The 17,720-nt window shown below is 70.0% G+C and carries 20 protein-coding genes and 1 pseudogene; 8 read left to right on the forward strand and 13 right to left on the reverse strand.

What is annotated here, in order from left to right; genetic code table 11:
- Window positions 1–73: 73 nt before the first annotated feature.
- Entirely contained in the window at window positions 74–226 is a 153-nt protein-coding gene (locus FGL15_RS20325; RefSeq protein ID WP_168223374.1) for a hypothetical protein, read from the forward strand.
- Between the two features lie 118 nt (window positions 227–344).
- On the opposite strand, the gene FGL15_RS10880 is transcribed toward FGL15_RS20325, so the two are convergent.
- The 5 genes from FGL15_RS10880 to FGL15_RS10900 form a co-directional block, all read right to left on the reverse strand.
- Entirely contained in the window at window positions 345–692 is a 348-nt protein-coding gene (locus FGL15_RS10880) for a hypothetical protein (RefSeq protein WP_138946048.1), read from the reverse strand.
- 285 nt (window positions 693–977) lie between these two features.
- Window positions 978–1,211: an SLC45 family MFS transporter gene (locus tag FGL15_RS10885; RefSeq protein ID WP_138946049.1), complete on the reverse strand. Its 234-nt coding sequence runs from the start codon at window positions 1,209–1,211 to the stop codon at window positions 978–980.
- A complete protein-coding gene (locus FGL15_RS10890) occupies window positions 1,187–2,305 on the reverse strand; it encodes an MFS transporter (protein ID WP_168223375.1) in 1,119 nt (372 codons plus the stop codon). The genes FGL15_RS10885 and FGL15_RS10890 overlap by 25 nt, the downstream gene beginning before the upstream one ends.
- Window positions 2,305–3,321 carry an alpha/beta hydrolase fold domain-containing protein gene (locus FGL15_RS10895; RefSeq protein ID WP_138946051.1) on the reverse strand — a complete coding sequence of 339 codons (1,017 nt, stop codon included), beginning with the start codon at window positions 3,319–3,321 and terminating at the stop codon, window positions 2,305–2,307. Before FGL15_RS10895 ends, FGL15_RS10890 begins: the two co-directional genes overlap by 1 nt.
- Window positions 3,318–4,364: an alpha/beta hydrolase gene (locus tag FGL15_RS10900; protein ID WP_138946052.1), complete on the reverse strand. Its 1,047-nt coding sequence runs from the start codon at window positions 4,362–4,364 to the stop codon at window positions 3,318–3,320. The genes FGL15_RS10895 and FGL15_RS10900 overlap by 4 nt, the downstream gene beginning before the upstream one ends.
- Before the next feature lie 110 nt (window positions 4,365–4,474).
- Between FGL15_RS10900 and FGL15_RS10905 the strand changes: the two genes are divergently transcribed.
- The 3 genes and pseudogenes from FGL15_RS10905 (at window position 4,475) to FGL15_RS10915 (ending at window position 8,071) form a co-directional block, all read left to right on the forward strand.
- Window positions 4,475–5,482, forward strand: a complete 1,008-nt coding sequence (locus FGL15_RS10905) for a LacI family DNA-binding transcriptional regulator (protein ID WP_138946053.1) — start codon at window positions 4,475–4,477, stop codon at window positions 5,480–5,482.
- A gap of 77 nt (window positions 5,483–5,559) precedes the next feature.
- Window positions 5,560–7,880 (forward strand): annotated as a pseudogene (locus tag FGL15_RS10910) (carbon starvation CstA family protein).
- Window positions 7,880–8,071, forward strand: coding sequence for a YbdD/YjiX family protein (locus FGL15_RS10915; protein ID WP_064295968.1), 192 nt, complete (start codon window positions 7,880–7,882; stop codon window positions 8,069–8,071). The pseudogene FGL15_RS10910 and the gene FGL15_RS10915 overlap by 1 nt, the downstream one beginning before the upstream one ends.
- A 23-nt stretch (window positions 8,072–8,094) precedes the next feature.
- On the opposite strand, the gene FGL15_RS10920 is transcribed toward FGL15_RS10915, so the two are convergent.
- On the reverse strand, window positions 8,095–8,610 hold the full coding sequence (locus tag FGL15_RS10920) for a hypothetical protein (protein WP_138946054.1): 516 nt from the start codon (window positions 8,608–8,610) through the stop codon (window positions 8,095–8,097).
- A 10-nt stretch (window positions 8,611–8,620) separates the two neighbouring features.
- The gene (locus FGL15_RS10925; RefSeq protein WP_079704698.1) at window positions 8,621–8,917 is read right to left on the reverse strand and encodes a hypothetical protein; all 297 of its coding nucleotides are present in this window, start codon (window positions 8,915–8,917) and stop codon (window positions 8,621–8,623) included.
- 236 nt (window positions 8,918–9,153) lie between these two features.
- Between FGL15_RS10925 and FGL15_RS10930 the strand changes: the two genes are divergently transcribed.
- From FGL15_RS10930 to soxR, 3 genes are all read left to right on the forward strand, one after another.
- Complete coding sequence (locus FGL15_RS10930) at window positions 9,154–10,425, forward strand: HNH endonuclease signature motif containing protein (protein WP_138946055.1); 1,272 nt, start codon at window positions 9,154–9,156, stop codon at window positions 10,423–10,425.
- Window positions 10,426–10,495: 70 nt separating this feature from the next.
- Window positions 10,496–11,176, forward strand: a complete 681-nt coding sequence (locus FGL15_RS10935; RefSeq protein ID WP_205858607.1) for a hypothetical protein — start codon at window positions 10,496–10,498, stop codon at window positions 11,174–11,176.
- A 109-nt stretch (window positions 11,177–11,285) separates the two neighbouring features.
- Entirely contained in the window at window positions 11,286–11,729 is a 444-nt protein-coding gene (gene soxR, locus FGL15_RS10940) for a redox-sensitive transcriptional activator SoxR (protein ID WP_255377972.1), read from the forward strand.
- Window positions 11,730–11,749: 20 nt separating this feature from the next.
- Here the strand turns inward: soxR and FGL15_RS10945 are convergent, their stop codons facing one another.
- The 4 genes from FGL15_RS10945 to FGL15_RS10960 form a co-directional block, all read right to left on the reverse strand.
- Window positions 11,750–12,139: an MmcQ/YjbR family DNA-binding protein gene (locus FGL15_RS10945; protein WP_138946056.1), complete on the reverse strand. Its 390-nt coding sequence runs from the start codon at window positions 12,137–12,139 to the stop codon at window positions 11,750–11,752.
- A gap of 23 nt (window positions 12,140–12,162) precedes the next feature.
- Window positions 12,163–12,684, reverse strand: coding sequence for a hypothetical protein (locus tag FGL15_RS10950; RefSeq protein ID WP_205858608.1), 522 nt, complete (start codon window positions 12,682–12,684; stop codon window positions 12,163–12,165).
- A gap of 80 nt (window positions 12,685–12,764) precedes the next feature.
- Window positions 12,765–13,565, reverse strand: a complete 801-nt coding sequence (locus FGL15_RS10955) for an MBL fold metallo-hydrolase (protein WP_138946057.1) — start codon at window positions 13,563–13,565, stop codon at window positions 12,765–12,767.
- A 56-nt stretch (window positions 13,566–13,621) separates the two neighbouring features.
- On the reverse strand, window positions 13,622–14,272 hold the full coding sequence (locus FGL15_RS10960) for a TetR/AcrR family transcriptional regulator (protein ID WP_138946058.1): 651 nt from the start codon (window positions 14,270–14,272) through the stop codon (window positions 13,622–13,624).
- Window positions 14,273–14,478: 206 nt separating this feature from the next.
- Here FGL15_RS10960 and FGL15_RS10965 point away from each other — a divergent pair, with 206 nt between their 5' ends.
- Complete coding sequence (locus FGL15_RS10965; RefSeq protein WP_240773508.1) at window positions 14,479–15,258, forward strand: CPBP family intramembrane glutamic endopeptidase; 780 nt, start codon at window positions 14,479–14,481, stop codon at window positions 15,256–15,258.
- A 3-nt stretch (window positions 15,259–15,261) separates the two neighbouring features.
- Here FGL15_RS10965 and FGL15_RS10970 read toward each other — a convergent pair whose 3' ends face one another.
- Together FGL15_RS10970 and FGL15_RS10975 are read right to left on the reverse strand one after the other, a co-directional pair.
- Complete coding sequence (locus FGL15_RS10970) at window positions 15,262–15,951, reverse strand: SOS response-associated peptidase (protein WP_138946059.1); 690 nt, start codon at window positions 15,949–15,951, stop codon at window positions 15,262–15,264.
- Window positions 15,952–16,012: 61 nt separating this feature from the next.
- Window positions 16,013–17,695, reverse strand: a complete 1,683-nt coding sequence (locus tag FGL15_RS10975; protein ID WP_138946060.1) for a S8 family serine peptidase — start codon at window positions 17,693–17,695, stop codon at window positions 16,013–16,015.
- Between the last annotated feature and the right edge of the window lie 25 nt (window positions 17,696–17,720).

A 17,720-nucleotide genomic window follows, 5' to 3' on the forward strand; every position in this document is an offset into this window, starting at 1 on the left:
GTCGACGCCGCCCGGCGCGTCGGGGTCGAGGATGCCGACGTGGAGCCAGGGGAATCTGCATGGGGGACCACACGTGAGACCAGGACGAGACAGCGGTGCGCGGCGTCGCTCGTCCGCCGACCAGCTTCCCACGGTCGGCATCGGGATCATTGCGACCGTCATCATCGTCGCGGCCGTCGTCCTCGTCGTCGGCTTCATCGTCGTCCTCGCACTGGGTGGCCGTTGACGGCGATCGCCCGGACGGCCGCGCGATCTCGCCGCGGAGGAGGCCTCACCGTGCCTCGCGTGGCGTCGACTGGCTGGAGCGCGCGATGCGCACGTCGATCTGACACGCCTCCGCCGCGTCAGCCCGCCCGCACCTGTCGGCCACGCGAGTCGATGTCGGGCACCGTGGCGGTGGTGGCCGCTGAGCGTGAGCCGAGGACGGTGAGTGCAAGCTCGACCGCCTCCCGCACGCTCAAGCCGGTCGCCGTGAGGGTGTTCAACTGCTCGAGGGCCTCGGGATCCACGATGACGACCGAGACGGGGGACTCCGGCCCCGCCTCGCCCACGGCGGACCCGGCGCGAGCCCGACGGGTGGCGAGCCCGCGAGCGATCCACGTCCGGTTCCGCTCGACGTCGATCTTCAACAACCGTTTGTTGTTCCGGACCCGTTCGGCGACGAGTCTGCCCTCGTGGATGTCGGAGTACACCTGCCAGCGCGGGTAGAGGAGCCGGGTCGCGAGGTCGGTCGGTCGGAGGGGACCGGGAGGTCGTCGATGAAGTCCTGCAGCACGGCCTCCGCGAGCGCCGTGCGGAGCGGTCGCCGCTGCAGCAGGTCATCGGGCGAGGTCGGGAACGGCAGGGTCATGGGGATCCGGTGGTCAAGGGTCGGGTGTGCTCCAGTGTCGCTCCGGGGCCTGGGTCCGGGATGGATCCCACCTGGAAACCACCCCGGAACCAACCCCTGCAATCCGTTGACCGTGCAGGTGCCGGTCTCATCGCACGGACCTGATCGGCAGGACGGCGAGTCCGCCCAGGACGGCGAACACGATCGCCGCGAGATACAGCGCGTGATAGTTCTCCCCGCCACCGAGCGCGAGCAACGGGACGGCGACGATCGGGACGAGCAGCTGCGGGAGCTGATAGGACAGCGAGACGATGCCGAGGTCCTTGCCGGCCTCGTCGAACGACGGCAACACCTCCGTCATGAGGGCGATGTCGACGGACACGTAGGCCCCTGCGCCGCTCCGACGATGAAGATGCCGACGAGGAACACGGTGACGTCGGGGGAGACGATCGCGACCCCGAGCCCGACGGCGCTCAGGAGGCTGGAGACGAGCACGATCGGTTTCCGTCGCCCGGTCCGGTCGGAGATCCAGCCGAACAGCACCGTCATGACGATGTTCCCGACCGTGAAGATGATGAGCGCGTTCGCCTGGACGCCCGATGCCTGCTCCTTCGGGATGCCCAACTGGTCGATGATGAAGAACAACAGGTAGATCGACACCGAGACGATCGACATCGTCACGAGCAGGCGGCAGGCCCACGCCCAGAAGAAGTCGCGATAGCGCACGGGGTTCAGCCAATAGGTGGACAGGACGTCGGCGAGGCGCAGCGGCGGAGCAGGGACCGTCCGCACGATGTCCCGGAGCCCGAACACGAGCGCGGTGCTCAGCACGCCGCCGATCAGGCCCGGCACGACGAACCAGGTCCACCGCGCGTCATTCGGGAGAGCGGCGACGATCTGCGCACCGACGATCAGGGCGAGCCCGCCCGAGACGCTGGCGGCGGCTGCGACACGCGCCCGGATCCGTGCCGGGATCTGATCGGCGAGCAGTGCGTGCACCGCCATGTTCGTCGCGCCGAAGCCGAGCTGCACGATGCTCCACCCCAGGATCGTCACCGCGAGACTGTCACCCGTCGCCAGGATCGCGACCCCGCCGAGCGCCACGATCGCGCCGCCGAGCATCCACGGTCGCCGCATCCCGAAGCGCGAACGTGAACGGTCGGACAGCCGGCCGAACAGCGGCGTGATGATCATGATGACGATGCCACCGACCGCCGCGACGATCGAGAGGTTCGTCCCCTTCGTCGCGTCGTCGAGGAAGGCGAGGGCCTTCGGGATCGACGCCCCGCTGATGGTGCCGAGCGCCAGCGTGACCCCGAACCAGGCCAGGACGAACAGCGGCAGGAAGCCGCGCGCCTGCGGGGACCCGGGGACGGCGTCCGGATCGACCGCCGCGACGGGGACGGCGTCACCGATGCGCGGCTCCGGGTCGGCGGGCCCTGTGGACGGACCGGTGGGTGGGGTGTGAGCTGACATCATCGTCTCCTCGGCTGGATCGGTTCGGGCGCGAGCAGGTTCGTCCCGTAGGCGTCACGGAGCGCGGTGGCCTGAACCGCCTGCCACTCCCTCGCCCCCGCCATGACGGCCGTGAGACCACCAGACGCATGGACGTGGCCGCGCCCGATCCACGTCATCGTCGGGACCCCCGCCTCCACGAGTCGGCGTCCGTACGCCAGACCCGCGTCGCGGAGCGGGTCGTGCTCGGCGACCTGGATCAGCGTGGGCGGCAGGCCCGAGAGGTCGTCGGCCTCGAGCGGGGAGGCGTAGGCGTCCGCCGCACGCGGACCGCCGAGGTAGAGCGGCACGAGTGCCTCCGCATCGTCCAGCCCGAACCCGCGCGCGTACCGTGTGGCGGAGTCGCCCGACGGGGTCAGTGACACCGCGGGGACCTCGAGCGCCTGATGCACGAGGGGGAGGTCACCCGAGTCACGCAGGTTGAGGACGGCGCTCGCCGCGATCCCGGCGCCCGCCGAGTTGCCGGCGATGCCCAGGCGGCCTGGGTCGACGTCGAAACAGCTCAGGCCCGCTTCGGTGGTCAGGACCCGCAGGGCGTGGATGGTGTCGTCGACCGCGGCCGGATAGGGGTGCTCGGGTGCGAGCCGGTACCCGAGCGCGACGACCTGGATCCCGGCGGCGAGGGCCCGGGCGGCGAGGAGTCGGTCGTTCAAAAGCTCGTGGACGGTGCCTGACGTGAAGCCGCCGCCGTGCAGCGCGAGCTGGGTCGGCGCCGGAGACGGGAGTCCCTCCGGGCGGTATCGGCGGAGCTCGAGCGGTCCGGCCGGTCCGTCGATCCAGCTCGTGGTGATCTCGACCGACGGCGGCGCGGGTTCGGTGAACTCCTCCGCCAGGAGGTCGGAGAGCTTCCGCGCCGCCTGTCGCCGGAGCACCAGGTCCGAGGATCGGAGTGCCGGCAACTGCTCCGCGTGCTGCTCGATCCGCGCAGCCCAGGCGAGGATGCCCGGATCCAGTCGCAGCTCCTCCACCGACGTCACCGCGAGGCCTCCGCCGGCTCGTGGAGCGGCGCCCCGTACGTCGCCGGGTCCTCGTGGAGCGTCCGCAGGGTCGTGATGACGTCGCGATGCAGGTGGTCTGCGGCGGGGACGTGACCGGTCAGCCCGCCGGAGGTGTGCGTCTGCCCGATGTACCTGACGCAGCTCACCGGCACGCCGGCCTCGCTCAGCAGGCGGGCGTAGGCCTCGCCGTCTCCGCGGAGCGGGTCCATCTCCGCCGTGTAGATGACGGCCGGTGGCAGCCCCCGGTGGTCGGTGGCGAGGAGTGGGGACGCGTACGGTTCGCGCTGCGTCGCCCGGTCTGGCCCCAGGTACTGCAGCACGAGCTGGCGCGCGAGGCGACGCAGGATGGCACCCGGGACCTGCGTGATCCCCCGGGCGTCGAGGTGTCCGCGGGTCAGGTCGAGCGACGGAGCCTCGAGCAGCTGCAGCCGGATCGGTCGCTTGGCGCGGTCGCGGTTCATGAGGGTCACGGCGGCGGCGAGGTTCCCGCCCGATGAAGCACCGCCGATCGCGAGTCGGTCGGGGTCGCCGCCGAGTGAACGTGCGTGCTCGGCCGCCCACTCGAACACGGACCAGCACTGCTCCGGTTGCGCGGGGTACCGGACCTCCGGCGCCAAGGAGTACTCGCCGGCGACGACGATGACGCCGGCCTCCCTGGCGCGGCGACGGAACCCCGCATCCCATCCGATCCAGTCGATCCCGGCGATCGTGAAGCCACCGCCGAAGAAGTACACGAGGACGGGCCGACCACCGGACGCGCCGTCGGCCAGGGCGGGGAGTCGCTGCTGGTCCGGCCAGTAGACGCGGAGCCGTGCGTCCGGGTGGCCGGGCACCTGGACGGTGTGGTCCTCGGTCGCCGCCACGAGGGTCTCGGTGCCGAGCGCCTCGGAGGACACCCGGTCGAAGGCGGCCGCGTGTGCTCGCCGCCCGACGGGATCCTTCGGCTCGGGCGTCTGCAGTGCCGCCAGACGCCCCGAGATCGCCGTGACGAACGCGTCGACGGTGGGCTTGCTCCGAGCCATGGTGTTCCTCCGATCCCGGCATCGATGCCGTGTCCGGTTCGAGTATCCGCTATCGAAGAACTTCGATCAAAGAACTTTTCACGAGCTAGGATCGTCGGAGGAGGTGCGCCATGGACGAGCGACCGCAGAAGGCCACGATCTACGCGGTGGCCAAGCGCGCCGGCGTGAGCATCTCCACCGTCTCCCTGGCCATCAATCACCCGCAGCGGGTGAACGAGGCGACGCGACGATCGGTCATCGCCGCGGCGACGGAGCTCGGTTACCGAGGTGGTGCCGCCGCGAGCGGCGCTCAGCGGATCGCGGTCGCGGCACCGTTCTCCAGCTACGCCTCCTACTACCGGCGACTGTCCGGGATCATGGAGCGCGCCGCGACGGACTCCGTCGAGATCGTCGTGCACGACCTCCCGTCGGCCGCAGGGAGCGACAGTCCCGTCCTCGACGCGCTGCCCATGCGTGCGGGGATCGACGGCATCATCGTGATGGGCGTGCCGCTGTCGCCGGCCGCGTTGGAGTCGAAGGCGCTCCCCGGCCCACCCGTGGTCCTCGTCGACGTCCCGGACGGCGCCCAGCGGCGGCTCGGGCTGCCCTCCGTCCTCATCGACGACGAGCAGGGTGGTGAACTCATCGCTCGACATCTCGCGGAGCTCGGTCACGAACGCGTGGTGTTCCTCCACGAGCCGCAACGCTCCGAGGAGTACGTGTCGGCCGGCATGCTGCGGGCGCGCGGACTGGGTCACCTGCTCTCCGTCTCCGAGGCCGTGGCCGACGTCGCCGCGGCGGACCTCGTCGAAGCCGTCGGTGCCGCGCTCGAGCGGGCGTTCCGGGCCGACCCGGAAGCGACCGCCGTGGTCGCCAACCACGACGAGCTGGCCGCCGCCGCGCATCGGGCGTTCCGCGTCACCGGCGCGCACCTGCCCGAGGGGCGCTCGCTCGTCGGCTACGACGACGGACCACTGGCGTCGGCGCTCGACCTCACGACGGTCCGCCAGCCGTTCGAGGAGTCCGGATACGCGGCGCTCGACCTCCTGCTCGGTCGGCTCTCGGGTGAGCATGCCCGCGTCTCATCGGTCCAGCTCGCACCCGACCTGGTCGTCCGAGGCACCACCTTCCGCGTCTGACCCGACCTCGCGAGCGCCCGCCGCAGCGACGCTGTTACCCTCGACGCACGAACACCACCGTTGAGGGAGGAATCGTCATGGGCAACGACGCCGGACGACAGGACCGAGCACGCGCAGGATCGAAGCGGGACGGAGCGCTGCAGCCCGCGGGCGGCGGGGAGGCCGAACCCGTCCTGGTCCAGGATCCGGAGCTGCCGCCCACGGCGGTCGACGAGCCCGACATCGCCCCGAGATGGACCCCGGCGAAGGTGATCCTGTGGGTCGCCATCGCCCTCCTCGGCGGTCTCGCCTGGACGATGCTCGCCCTCGTCCGCGGTGAGACGGTCAACGCGATCTGGTTCGTCTTCGCGGCGGTCTGCACCTACCTCATCGCCTACCGCTTCTACTCGAAGCTCATCGAACGCAAGCTGCTGCGCCCCGACGACCGGCGGGCGACCCCGGCCGAGTACCTCGCCAACGGCAAGGACTTCGTCCCCACCGACCGCCGGGTGCTCTACGGCCACCACTTCGCGGCGATCGCCGGTGCCGGTCCACTCGTCGGGCCCGTGCTCGCGGCGCAGATGGGCTACCTGCCCGGCACGATCTGGATCATCATCGGCGTGATCCTGGCGGGTGCCGTGCAGGACTACCTCGTCCTCTTCTTCTCGATGCGCCGCGGCGGCCGCTCCCTCGGCCAGATGGCTCGCGACGAACTCGGCGTGATCGGCGGCACTGCGGCGATCATCGCGACGCTCGCGATCATGGTCATCATCGTCGCGATCCTCGCCCTCGTGGTCGTCAACGCGCTCGGCGAGAGCCCGTGGGGTGTCTTCAGCGTCTCGATGACGATCCCGATCGCGCTCTTCATGGGCGTGTACCTGCGCTTCATCCGACCGGGCAAGATCACCGAGATCTCGATCATCGGCTTCGTCCTCCTCATGTTCGCCATCGTCGCCGGCGGCTGGGTCGCCGAGACCGAGTGGGGCGCAGCGGCCTTCACCCTCGACCGCACGGTCATCGCCGTCGGGATCATCGTCTACGGCTTCGTCGCCGCGATCCTGCCGGTCTGGCTGCTCCTCGCACCACGCGACTACCTCTCCACCTTGATGAAGATCGGCACGATCGTCATGCTCGCGGGAGCGATCGTCCTCGTCCGCCCGGAGATCACGGTCCCGGCGTTCAGCGAGTTCGCCGGTGGCGACGCCGGCCCGGTCGTCAGCGGCTCGCTCTTCCCGTTCCTCTTCGTCACGATCGCGTGCGGTGCCCTCTCCGGCTTCCACGCGCTCATCGCGTCCGGCACCACGCCCAAGCTGATCGAGAAGGAGCGCCAGACGCGCTTCATCGGATACGGCGGCATGCTCATGGAGTCGTTCGTCGCGATCATGGCCCTCGTCGCAGCGCTGTCGATCGACCGGGGCATCTACTTCGCGATGAACTCCTCCGCAGCCGCGACGGGCGGCACCGTCGAGGGGCGGTCGCCTTCGTGAACTCGCTCGGCCTCGCCGGGGTGAACCTCACACCCGACGTACTCACGCAGACGGCGGCGAACGTGGGGGAGGAGTCGATCGTCTCCCGGACCGGCGGTGCGCCGACGCTCGCGCTCGGCCTCGCGCACATCATGCAGCAGCTCATCGGCGGCACGTCGCTCATGTCGTTCTGGTACCACTTCGCGATCATGTTCGAGGCGCTGTTCATCCTCACGGCCGTCGACGCCGGGACACGCGTGGCGCGCTTCATGCTGCAGGACACCTTCGGCAACATCATCCCGAAGTTCCGTGATCCGGACTGGCGGCTCGGCGCGTGGATCTGCACCGCGGTGATGGTGGCGGCCTGGGGAGCGATCCTCATCATGGGTGTCACCGATCCGCTCGGCGGGATCAACACCCTCTTCCCGCTGTTCGGCATCGCGAACCAGCTGCTCGCCGCCATCGCGCTCGCCGTCTGCATGGCGATCGTGGCGAAACGCGGGAACTTCCGCTGGCTGTGGATCGTCGCCGTCCCGCTGGCCTTCACCGCCGTGGTGACGATCACCGCGTCGATGTTCAAGATCTTCTCGCCGGTTCCGGCCGTCGGCTACTGGGCGCAGAACGCGGCGTTCCGTGAGGCGCTCGCGGCGGGCGAGGACAGCTTCGGCAATGCACCGACGCGGGCGGCGATGGAGGCGGTCGTGCGGAACACCACGGTGCAGGGGGTGCTCTCGATCCTGTTCGTGACCCTCGCGATCATCGTCATCTTCTTCGCGATCCTCCACACGGTACGGTCGTTCCGCTCGGGCGGTGGGCCGAGCTCGGAGGACCCGGCGCTGCCGTCGCGGCGGTACGCGCCGTCGGGGCTCATCGCCACGAAGGCGGAGAAGGTGCTCGAGCGCGAGTGGTCGACCGTGGACGCCGACAAGCGACCCGCGCGGTCGGGGCACTGATGGCCGGCATACGACGGGGCTGGGCCGCGCTGCGGTGGTTCGTCACCTCGCTGATGGGTGACACCGCCTACGCCACCTATGTGGATCACCAGCGTCGCGTCCATCCCGACGCAGCCGTCCCCGACGAGCGCACGTTCTGGCGGGAGCGCTTCGCGGAGCAGGACCGGACGCCCGGCTCGCGCTGCTGCTAGCGGGCGGTGGTGACTCCAGCGGCTCAGGCCCGCGAGCGCCGCTTCCAACCGGTGAGTCGCTGGAAGCGTCTGCCATCGATCGGGACCGAGCGGTCGATCATCGAGAGTGCGGCGTTCTGGGTGCCGCCGACGACCCGGGTGACCTGCTCGGTGGCGGCCGCGGTGCGTTTGGCGACCATGCCGACCGTCCCGGCTTCGCCCCTGAAGCCCCACACCGTCGTCGTGTGGAGGACGGAGCCGTGTTCGGTCGGCCGAACGGCGACGGGCACCGCGCATCGTGCGAACGGCCGGCGCATGCCGAACAACGAGAGGAGCGGCACGATCTCCAGGGCGAACCCGCTCCAGTTCGAGGCCGCGTCATCGCCGATGACCGCGTAGCGGATGGTCCAGGGATCGGCGGAGTACTCCTCGGGAGTCACGGTGAACCCGTCCGTCTGCAGCGCCGACAGCATGGCTGCCATGGTGTCGGCCGGCGGGAGCGGCGAAACGATCTCGTGGAAGCGCACCATCGACCCGATGGCAAACGCATGGCCGCTCATGCCGGTGTCCCTACTGGTCCACGGCGTGGACGGAGAGGACGACCTGCTCCTCCGGCACGAGCGCCTCGAGGGCCTTGCGGGCACTGGGGTAGTCACGGCCCTCTGCCTCGATGGTGCGGGTTGCCGTCGGTCGGAAGACTGCGGTGCCGACGAGGTCGCCGTTCACCCGACCGCCGCCGTGCAGCCCGGCGAGGGCGTGCCCGGGCGGGGTGGAGGCGAGGACGGCGGCCCGCAGGGCTGCGACGTCGGGTGCGGAGGCTTCGGTGGTGATGGTCGCGCGGTCGCGGACGGTGGCGATGAGCTTCACCCTTCAAGCCTACGGAACGGCGCGTTCCGGGACGAACCCGTTCCGGTCCCTGCCGAGGGAGCTCCCGAATCCGGTGGTCCTTTCCCGGTCCCTGAGTCTGTCGAAGGGCACACGAGGGACCTCCTGCTCCGGTAATCTTCTCCCGGTCCCTGAGCTTGTCGAAGGCCCACGCGCAACTTCCACAGCCGCTCCGTCTCAGCATCTGGAATGTCAGTGGTCCATGGTGGACTTGTCCCATGTCCGAGACCACCCTCACCGCAGTCCGCGCAGGCGATGAATACGCCGCGCAGCTGGCGGCGTTCTCGGACGAGTACGCGGAGATCAAACGGCTGCGCGCTGCGCTCGATGGACGAGAGGCTCGCCTCCTCGCCCGTTCCGCCGCGTACGCCGACGCGCTCGCGGACGCGACGGTCCCAGCGATCTTCCCGCCGGCGGAGCGTCGGGCCCTGTCTCGCCGCTCCACCTGTGCAGCCCTCGCGATGGCGACCCACACGACCGAACAGTCGGTTCAACGCGCGACGAACGACGCCGAGGCGCTCGTCAATCACGCCCCGTCCGTCCTCGCATCGCTCGAGGCAGGTCGTATCTCGGCTCGGCATGCGAAGACGATCACCGACCAACTCCGCGACGTCCCCACCGAAGGTCGCGCGGTGTTCCTGGCGAAGGTGCTCCCGGTTGCCGAGCAGACCACCGACGCAGAACTCCGACGGCGCGCCCGCGTCCTGCGCGAACGGCTCCACCCGGAATCGATCACCGCACGCGCCAAGCGTTCTGAGGCGGACCGCCGCGTCGAGTTCGAGCCCGCCGCCGACGGCATGGCCTGGGTGCACCTCTTCACCACAGCGCCGATCGCGCAGGGCATCATCGAGCGCGTCGAAGCAGCGGCAGCGGAGTCACGCAACGCGGGCGACACCCGCACCTGCGCCCAACTCCAGGCCGACGCCGTCGCGGCCCTCGCACTCACCGGCGTGACCCCGGAAGACGTGATGTCGAGCCCGGTCCTTCCGCACCCGATCGAGGTGCAGGAGCACATCACGCCGACCGTGCAGATCACCGTCCCGGCACTCACCGTGGCCGGCGTGAGCGACGCCCCGGCCACCCTCGACGGATACGGCCCCATTGACCCGGAGACCGCGGCACGTATCGCGGTGAATGCGCCCAGCTTCACCCGGATCCTCGTGCAACCCGAAACGGGTGCGGTGCTCTCCGTCGGGCGGAATCAGTACCGGGTTCCGGCCGACCTGCAACGCGCGGTGCGGCTTCGGGACGGCACCTGTCGGGCACCGGGCTGTGGGCGACGAGCCAGAGCATGTGATCTCGACCACTCCGTCGCGTGGGAGGACGGCGGCGCAGCAGATGTCGGCAATCTCGCGTGCCTGTGTCGACATCATCACCGCATGAAGCACCTCCCCGGCTGGAACCTCGACCACGGCCCAGGCGGGGTCCTCGAGTGGACGACACCCGACGGCAAGCACCACCGGACCGAACCGGACCCCGCGCCGTTCTGACCTGCCTCGGCGTACTCGGATCGAAAGGTTCCTCGTGGGCACTTCGACAGGCTCAGTGAGCGGGAGAGGTGTGCCCGGAACGATCCGGTCCCTGAGCTTCGAAGGGTGCTCGGGGCGTGGCGCCTCGGTCTGCGGCGGAGGTGTGTCCGGATCGCTTTCAGTCCCTGAGCTTGTCGAAGGGTGCTCGGGTCACGTTGCCTCGATGAACGCGAGAGGTGCACCCGGAAAGGGCTGCCTCGTACACGGCTCGAGGGTGCACTCCGATGCGCTGCCAGCCGTGGAGATCAGTGAGATGCAAGCGGCCTTCGACGACGCGTTCGACCAGGCGGTGGTGTTCCACGGCTTCACGGAGTACATGCGCGACTACGAGATGGTCGTCCAGATCGGCGCCGCTCCGAGTACGGGCATTCCGAGGAGGTCCTTGCGCTTCCTCTTCGTCAACTGCGTCAAGGCCGACGTGTCGACGGTGCTTCCGCCGGACCTCTGGGCGCGTTCGTTGGACGACCGACTGCTCGAGCTCGGCACGGACCTTGACGGGTACGTCTGGGGTGTCAGAGAGCAGGGCCTCTATAAGGGGTTCGAACTGATACCCGACTCGGAGATCGCACGATCCTGGTCGACATCGGTGGGAATCCCCTTCCATGAGCTTCGCCTGATGTCGAACGCACACGACATCAGCCTGGTGTTCTCCGACCTTCGCGTCACGGAGCTGGCTCCCGGCTATGCACCGTTCACGGTCGGGCCCGCGTAGTCACAGGGATGCCCGGGGTCGGACCGGCCGCGACGGTCGTGTACCGTCGAAACGACAACTGGACCTCAACACCGCTTGAGGTCGATGCGAGGAACGAGGGTGGGACACCGTGCACAGTCCGGACGAGTTGCTCAGTGTCGGTGAGATGAGCCGTCGCACCGGCGTCGCGGTCTCGGCGTTGCACTACTACGAGCGGCTCGGCCTCATCGGTTCCGAGCGGACCGCCGGCAACCAGCGGCGGTACCCCCGGCACATGCTGCGTCGCGTCGCGCTCATCTCGGTCGCGAAGCGCCTCGGTATCCCGCTCGAGGACGTGGCGGAGGCGTTCGCCGACGTGCCGCTCTCCAGCACCCCGAGTCACGAGGACTGGCAGCGTGCCTCCCGCCGCTGGCAGAAGGTCCTCGAACAGCGTCGGCGCGGGATCGAGCAACTCGAACGCGAGCTCACCGGCTGCATCGGCTGCGGCTGCCTCTCGATGAAGGCGTGCACGCTCCTCAACCCCGACGACGAGCTCGGCGACACCGGCACCGGCGCGAGGCGCATCCCGGTCTGAGTGCACTGCCTGCCCGGTGTTCAGCCGTCGCGGCGTTGTCCGAACGTGGCGGGATCGACCGGCCGCAGCCGGTTCGGCAGCCCCTCGACGACGAGCAGGTACGACTCCGTGACGAGGTCGTCGACGAACGCCGGTTCGAGCTCGCCGTCCGGCCTGAGCGAGATCCAGTGCCGTTTGTTCATGTGATAACCGGGGATGATGTCCGGAAAGGCCTCGCGGAGGCTGCGGCTGTCCTCGGGGCGCGCCTTCAGGGTGACGATGGGTTCGCCCGTCGCCCCCGTCTGCAGCATGAAGACCTTGCCGCGCACCTTGTAGACGTCCCACTCCTCGCCGAACGGGTGCGTCAGCTCCGCACCGGGGAGTTCGTCGGCGCGGCGTGCCGCCCGCTCCTGTAACTCCGAGCCGTGCATCGTGGACCTCCTCGGAGTCGGCGTCAGCCCTGGTCGTTCGCGGGCCTGAGCCCCGCCAGGTTCTGCAGGGGGCACCAGGCGCCGAGACGCGGGTAGTCGATGGTCACGCCGACGACCCCGTGCTCACCGAAGGACAGGACCCAGTCGATCGCCGCAGGCATCGGGACCGCGAGCAGCGACACCGTGGCGTCCGGCGGGACCAGCCCGTTCGCGTACGCGGCCTCCTGTGCTCGCGTCCCGCTGCTGTAGATCCCGATCAGGTTCCCCGGTTGCGCGGCGAGCGCGTACGGCCGAGGGTTGTCCTCCGGACCGCGGTTGACGAAGACCCACCGGTCGAGTGCGGCGACCGCCCGCCAGAGTCGGATCTGTGCGTCGATGTCGTCCGGCGCCGCACGGCAGGCCTCGTTCAGTGCGTCGAGCTCGGCCAGGACCTCGGGAGCGGGTTCGAGGGTGCGGCCCTGGTTCGGCTGCTCCGGGGCGTCGGTCTGCTCGTCGTTCGAGTTGCCATCGTTCGGGCTGCCGTCGCGGCGGAACGGGTTCTTCATGGTCACTTCCTCGTGGCTCGGGATCCGGGTTCGGAGACGTGACCAACGCTATCGCAGGGGTCCGACGGGGAGCCGGAGGTTCAGAACGCACTCCCGAAGGCGAGGGCTTCCGCCGCCGCCTGCGCCGGCGAGCCGAAGAACGCCGGGCCGTGTCCCGGCAGCACGACGGAGGCCGGGAGCCCGGCCAGCGTGGTCAACGACTGGCGGGCGCGCTGCAGGTCGCCGTGGAACATCTCGGGAAGCAACTGCGGGCCGTCGTGAGGGCTGGTGGGGTGGGCGGTGACGAGTGCGTCGCCCGCGACGAGGACGCCGTGCTCGACGAGGAGGAATCCGAGGTGCCCGCGCGTGTGGCCGGGGAGAGGGAGCGGGCGGACCGCGACACCGAGGGTCGCCCGGAGCTCCGGCACGTCCTCGATGGCGGTGACCGACGTCGGCGGCACGACCTCGAGTCCGCCGGCCTCGACCGCGTGACTGACCCAGTCGGCGACCCCGGGACGCTCGAGGTGGGGCTGGACGTCGGCGAGTCCGACCTGCTCGAGCACCTCCCGGCGGACGTTGGGGATCTCGTCGCGGGACGCGAGGATGTCGCACTCCGCCAACCCGGCGATGAAGCTCGCGTTGCCGATGTGGTCGCTGTGCCCGTGGGTGAGGAGGATCGCCTGCACGTCCTCGACCGCGTAGCCGAGCGCGCCGAGGGTCGCGGTGACGGCCGCGCCGTCGCCGGGGTAGCCGGTGTCGATGAGGATCGGCCCGAGGTCGCCCTCGACGATGACCCAGTTGACGGAAGGCCCTTGGACGAGGTGCACCCGGTCGGCGACCGTGGTGCTGCGGGTGGTGCCGTTCGGCACGGCGTCGAGGTGTGCGGGGTCGCTCTGGGACATGGGCGTCCTTCCGATCGCGGAGACGGGTTCGGGGGGGGGCGGTACTCGGGGAGGGGTCAGTGCTCGGCCGGTCCGGCAACGAGCTCATGAGCGGCTGCTGCGGCGGCCGTCGTGGCTGCGGCGCCGGCCGGATCGACGGTCGCGAGGATCGGCCGGATCAGGGTGATCAGTCGCTCGCTGAGCTCTGCCGCATCGTCGTCGCCCACCGTCGTGGTGACCAGTCCGAAGCAGGCGTCGAGCAGGACGTCGGCGACGCCGTCGAGGTCGGGGAGATCGAGGTCGTGCGCCGCAGCCTCCATCCGGAGGTTCAGACGGGTGTACGCGCGCCAGTCGAACACCGTGTAGACCGGGTCGTCCATCCGTGGCAGTTCGTGCAGGAGTCGGATGGCACCCATCGCGATGGGGGAGCGCTGCGCTTCCTGCGCGGAGGCGAGGATCATCGTCACCCAACGGAGCGCGCCGTAGGGCACGCCGATCCGTGCGTCCGCCGCCTGCCACCGTTCGTCCTGCTCCGCGATGACCGCGTGCGCGAGGCTCCGCTTCGACGGGAACAGGTGGTACCCGATGACCGACTTCGGCTTGCCCATGACGGACGCGATGCCGGAGAACGAGGTCCCGGCGTAGCCGTTCCGGCCGAACTCGAGTCCGGCGGCGTCGATGATCTCATCGCGCACCTGGTTCATCGCGTACTGGCGCAGACCGCTCACGAGCGCTCCTTCGAGGTGGAGGGCCCGTCGATCGGGCCGCTAGACGATCGTCTGAGTCAGACGCTCGTCTAGCTTAGACGAGCGTCTGTGAGGAAGCTGAGGGCGCATCAGACGACCGGCGGTCAGCCGGGGAGCTCTTCGCCGGTTCCGCCGTCGCCCGATACATTGGAGCGTCGATTCCCCCGCCGATTGGAAGGCAACAGCGTATGCGCGTCACCCCTCGTTTCTGGATCGGCCTGGCGATCTACGTCGGCTACGTCGCGGTCATCTTCGTCGTGTCGAAGCTGAGCGGGGTGGCGTACACCGAGATCGGGACGTCCGCGGAGTTCACGTGGCGAGGGGCGGTCCTCGACCTGGCGGTCGGTGCGGTGCTACTGGCCGTCACCACCTGGCTGTTGGGGTGGTGGAGGCCTGCCCTGTTCGAGCGGAGACGCTCGCACCACAAGTGGCCGATCTTCGTCCCCGCCCTCATGCTGGTCGTCGCCGTGGCGAACCTGGTCAACACCGACTGGTCGAGATTCGACCCGTCGTTCCTCCTCTCCCTGCTCGCGCTGGGCCTGGCGGTCGGGTTCTGTGAGGAGCTGATGTCGCGCGGTCTGCTGCTGACGGCGTTCCGCTCACGTCTTTCCGAAGTGTGGGTGTGGCTGCTGACCTCCCTGCTCTTCGGAGCCATGCATCTGGTCAATGCAGCACTCGGCGCTCCATTCCTCAACACGCTCGGACAAGTGGTCCTCGCCGCGATGTCGGGCACCTGCTTCTACATCGTGCGGCGGGTGACCGGCTCCCTCATCTGGGCGATGGCGTTGCACGGCATCTGGGACGTCGCCGCGTTCTCGGTGGGCTTCGCCCCGCTCGGCACGCCATGGGCGGCCTACCTGACGCCGGTCATCGGTATCCTCGCCGTCGCGGTCGTGTACTGGGTGATCACGGGGACAGACGAGCGACAGGTCGGATCCCGAGCGGGCGCGACACCCGCCCTGAGCTGACACTCAGGCCGGGAGCGGCTCGATGAGGTGCGGGCCCGTGTTGCGGACGTTGTTCACGTCGCGCGTGACCTCGTAGTGCGTGAGATCGTGGGCGACCGCGAAGGACTCTCGGTCGAGCAGCTGCAACAGCTCGTCGGTGTCGAGGTGGTCGCCGAGCCAGTCGTCGTAGCCGTCGGGGGTGAGGCAGGCGGGCATGCGGTCGTGGACCTCGCCCGGTGAGACGTGCGCGTCCCGGGTGATGATCGCCATCGACAGCCGCCACTTGTCGGGGTCGTCCTCCGCCTTGGCCGGGTCGGGCCAGGCGCTGATGATGCCAGCCATCGCGAGCTCGGAGTCGGGGTCGTGGATGAAGTGGGGCTGTTTGCCGGTCTCGGTGACCACCCACTCGTAGTAACCGGTCGCCGGCACGATGCACCGTGCTGACGCGAACGCCTTCCGGAACATGGAGCCGGTCGCGACCGTCTCCATACGCGCGTTGATGGGTTGTGGCCGTTGCTTGGCGAAATCCTTGGCCCAGCCGGGGACGAAGCCCCAGCGGGCGCTGGTCGCGGTCCGTTCCTCGTGCCGGGTTCGGACCACCGTCACCTCGGTGGTGGGAGCGACGTTGTAGTCGGGCGCGGGCGCTTCGAACTCGGCCACGAGGTCCGCGAGGAGGGTGGACGTGGAATCGGTGACGACGAAGCGACCGCACATGCGCTCAGCTTAGGAGCGGGGATCCGCGAGGTCGAGGCCTGGACGCGGCCTTGGGACCGGGTCAGACCCGACGCCTCGGCCGTCGTCGGAGGAGCAGCACGGCCCCACCCCCGGTGAGCGCCACGGCGATGACGACGGCACTGAGCAGGGTCGTCGCCGAGAAGCCGGTCGGCGGGAGGACGTCGATCGCCGCGACCCCGGCGTCGGCGGTAGGCGCAGGCGGCGTCGGCACCGCGAGCGCGGCGAGGCTCGCGCGGACGTCGATCAGGCCCGCGCCGACCGAACGTTCGGTCGGGATGGAGGGGTCCCAGGGGATGGTGATGGTGTCGAGACGGGCGTGGTCGGTGAGCGCTGCTCGTACCTGGTCTGGCGTGAGATCCGGCCGGAGCTGGCGGACGAGCGCTGCCGCGGCAGCGACGGTGGGGGCGGCCGCCGACGTGCCTCGGAAGTTGCCGGAGCCGGTGAGGACGGTGGTCGAGACGGGGAGGTCGTCGATGCCGGCCGCAGTCGGGCCGGGGACCGTCACCGCGGTGGGGACGCCGAAGAGGATGGTCGACGGCCCGAGGGAGGAGTAGGTCTCCAGGGTGGAGTCCGCTGCGTCGACGGCGGCGACCCGGAACGCCGCCGGGTATGCCTGATGGCCGAAGAGCGCTGAGCCGACGGTGTCCGTCGCGGTCGAGCGGAAGTACTCCTGCGCGATCAGCTCGGGCCGTCCGGGAACGGGGAGCCAGGTCAGAGCGACCGGAGGGGTCGCGGCAATGGACGTCACGTGCCGCACGACACTGACCTGGACCTCCGACGCCTCGGTGTCCGACAGGTTCTGGAGCGGTGCCGCGCCGGTCGCGAGCGCCGGATCGCCCGGGGTGAACGGGATCGTCCGGTCAGCCAGTGACAGGACGTACTCGAACCTCGTGGCGACGGCTCCGTCGGGTTCGGCCCAGTCCAGTGCGCCGACCATCACCGAGGCCGGCGGCAGGGTGACGCCCAGCGTCGCGTCGGTCGATTCCCCCGGGTCGAAGTCGAGGCAGTCGATCGCCTCGGCGGCGAAGAGGTCCGCGACGTTCTGCGGGCAGTCGGTGGGGCGATAACGGTCGGTCGCCCACGAGCCGATCGGGAACCCGGCGCTGGGGAACCCCTCCGCGCCAGGGACGCCGAAGTTGCCGGCTGTGGTGGTGTAGAACACGCCCGTGTCCACCGCGCGCTGGATGGCGGCCTCACCAGGACCGGTCCGATAGCGGCGGTCGCCACCGCCCTGCACGTCGTCGACGATGATCGCCGCACCGGCCGCCACGAGACGGTCGACGGCCCCGGGGAAGTCGGAGGTCCCCGAGGCGAAGAGGATCTCCGCTCCCGGCGCGATCCCGTGCACCAGCTGCGCCATCGCCCGACCCTCGTCGTCATCGTCGCCCGGCGGATCGTCCACCAGCGTGACCGGCGTCTCGTACCCGCACGGATTGCCCGGCCCGGGGAGGAGTCCCGCGCTGACGTCGGCTGAGACGGCCGTTTCTCCGGCGTTCCCGAAGGATCCGGAGATGATCCCCACCCGGACGCCGGAGCCGTCGACGCCGAACCGCGTCTCGGCATCGCCGGCGTTCAGGAGTTCGACGGCGGGTGCCGGGAGCGAGCGGCAGGCAGCCGCGGTCGCGGCGGGGACAGCCGCTACCGGGAGGGCGCCGGCTCCGACGAAACCGCAGGCGAGGACGATCGCCAGCACACCGGACACCCTGCCGCGCGGCACACCCATCGTCACTCCTCATCGCGACGGCCGC

This window comes from Plantibacter sp. M259 (genome assembly GCF_006065115.1).
In the GTDB taxonomy this organism is placed as follows: domain Bacteria; phylum Actinomycetota; class Actinomycetes; order Actinomycetales; family Microbacteriaceae; genus Plantibacter; species Plantibacter auratus.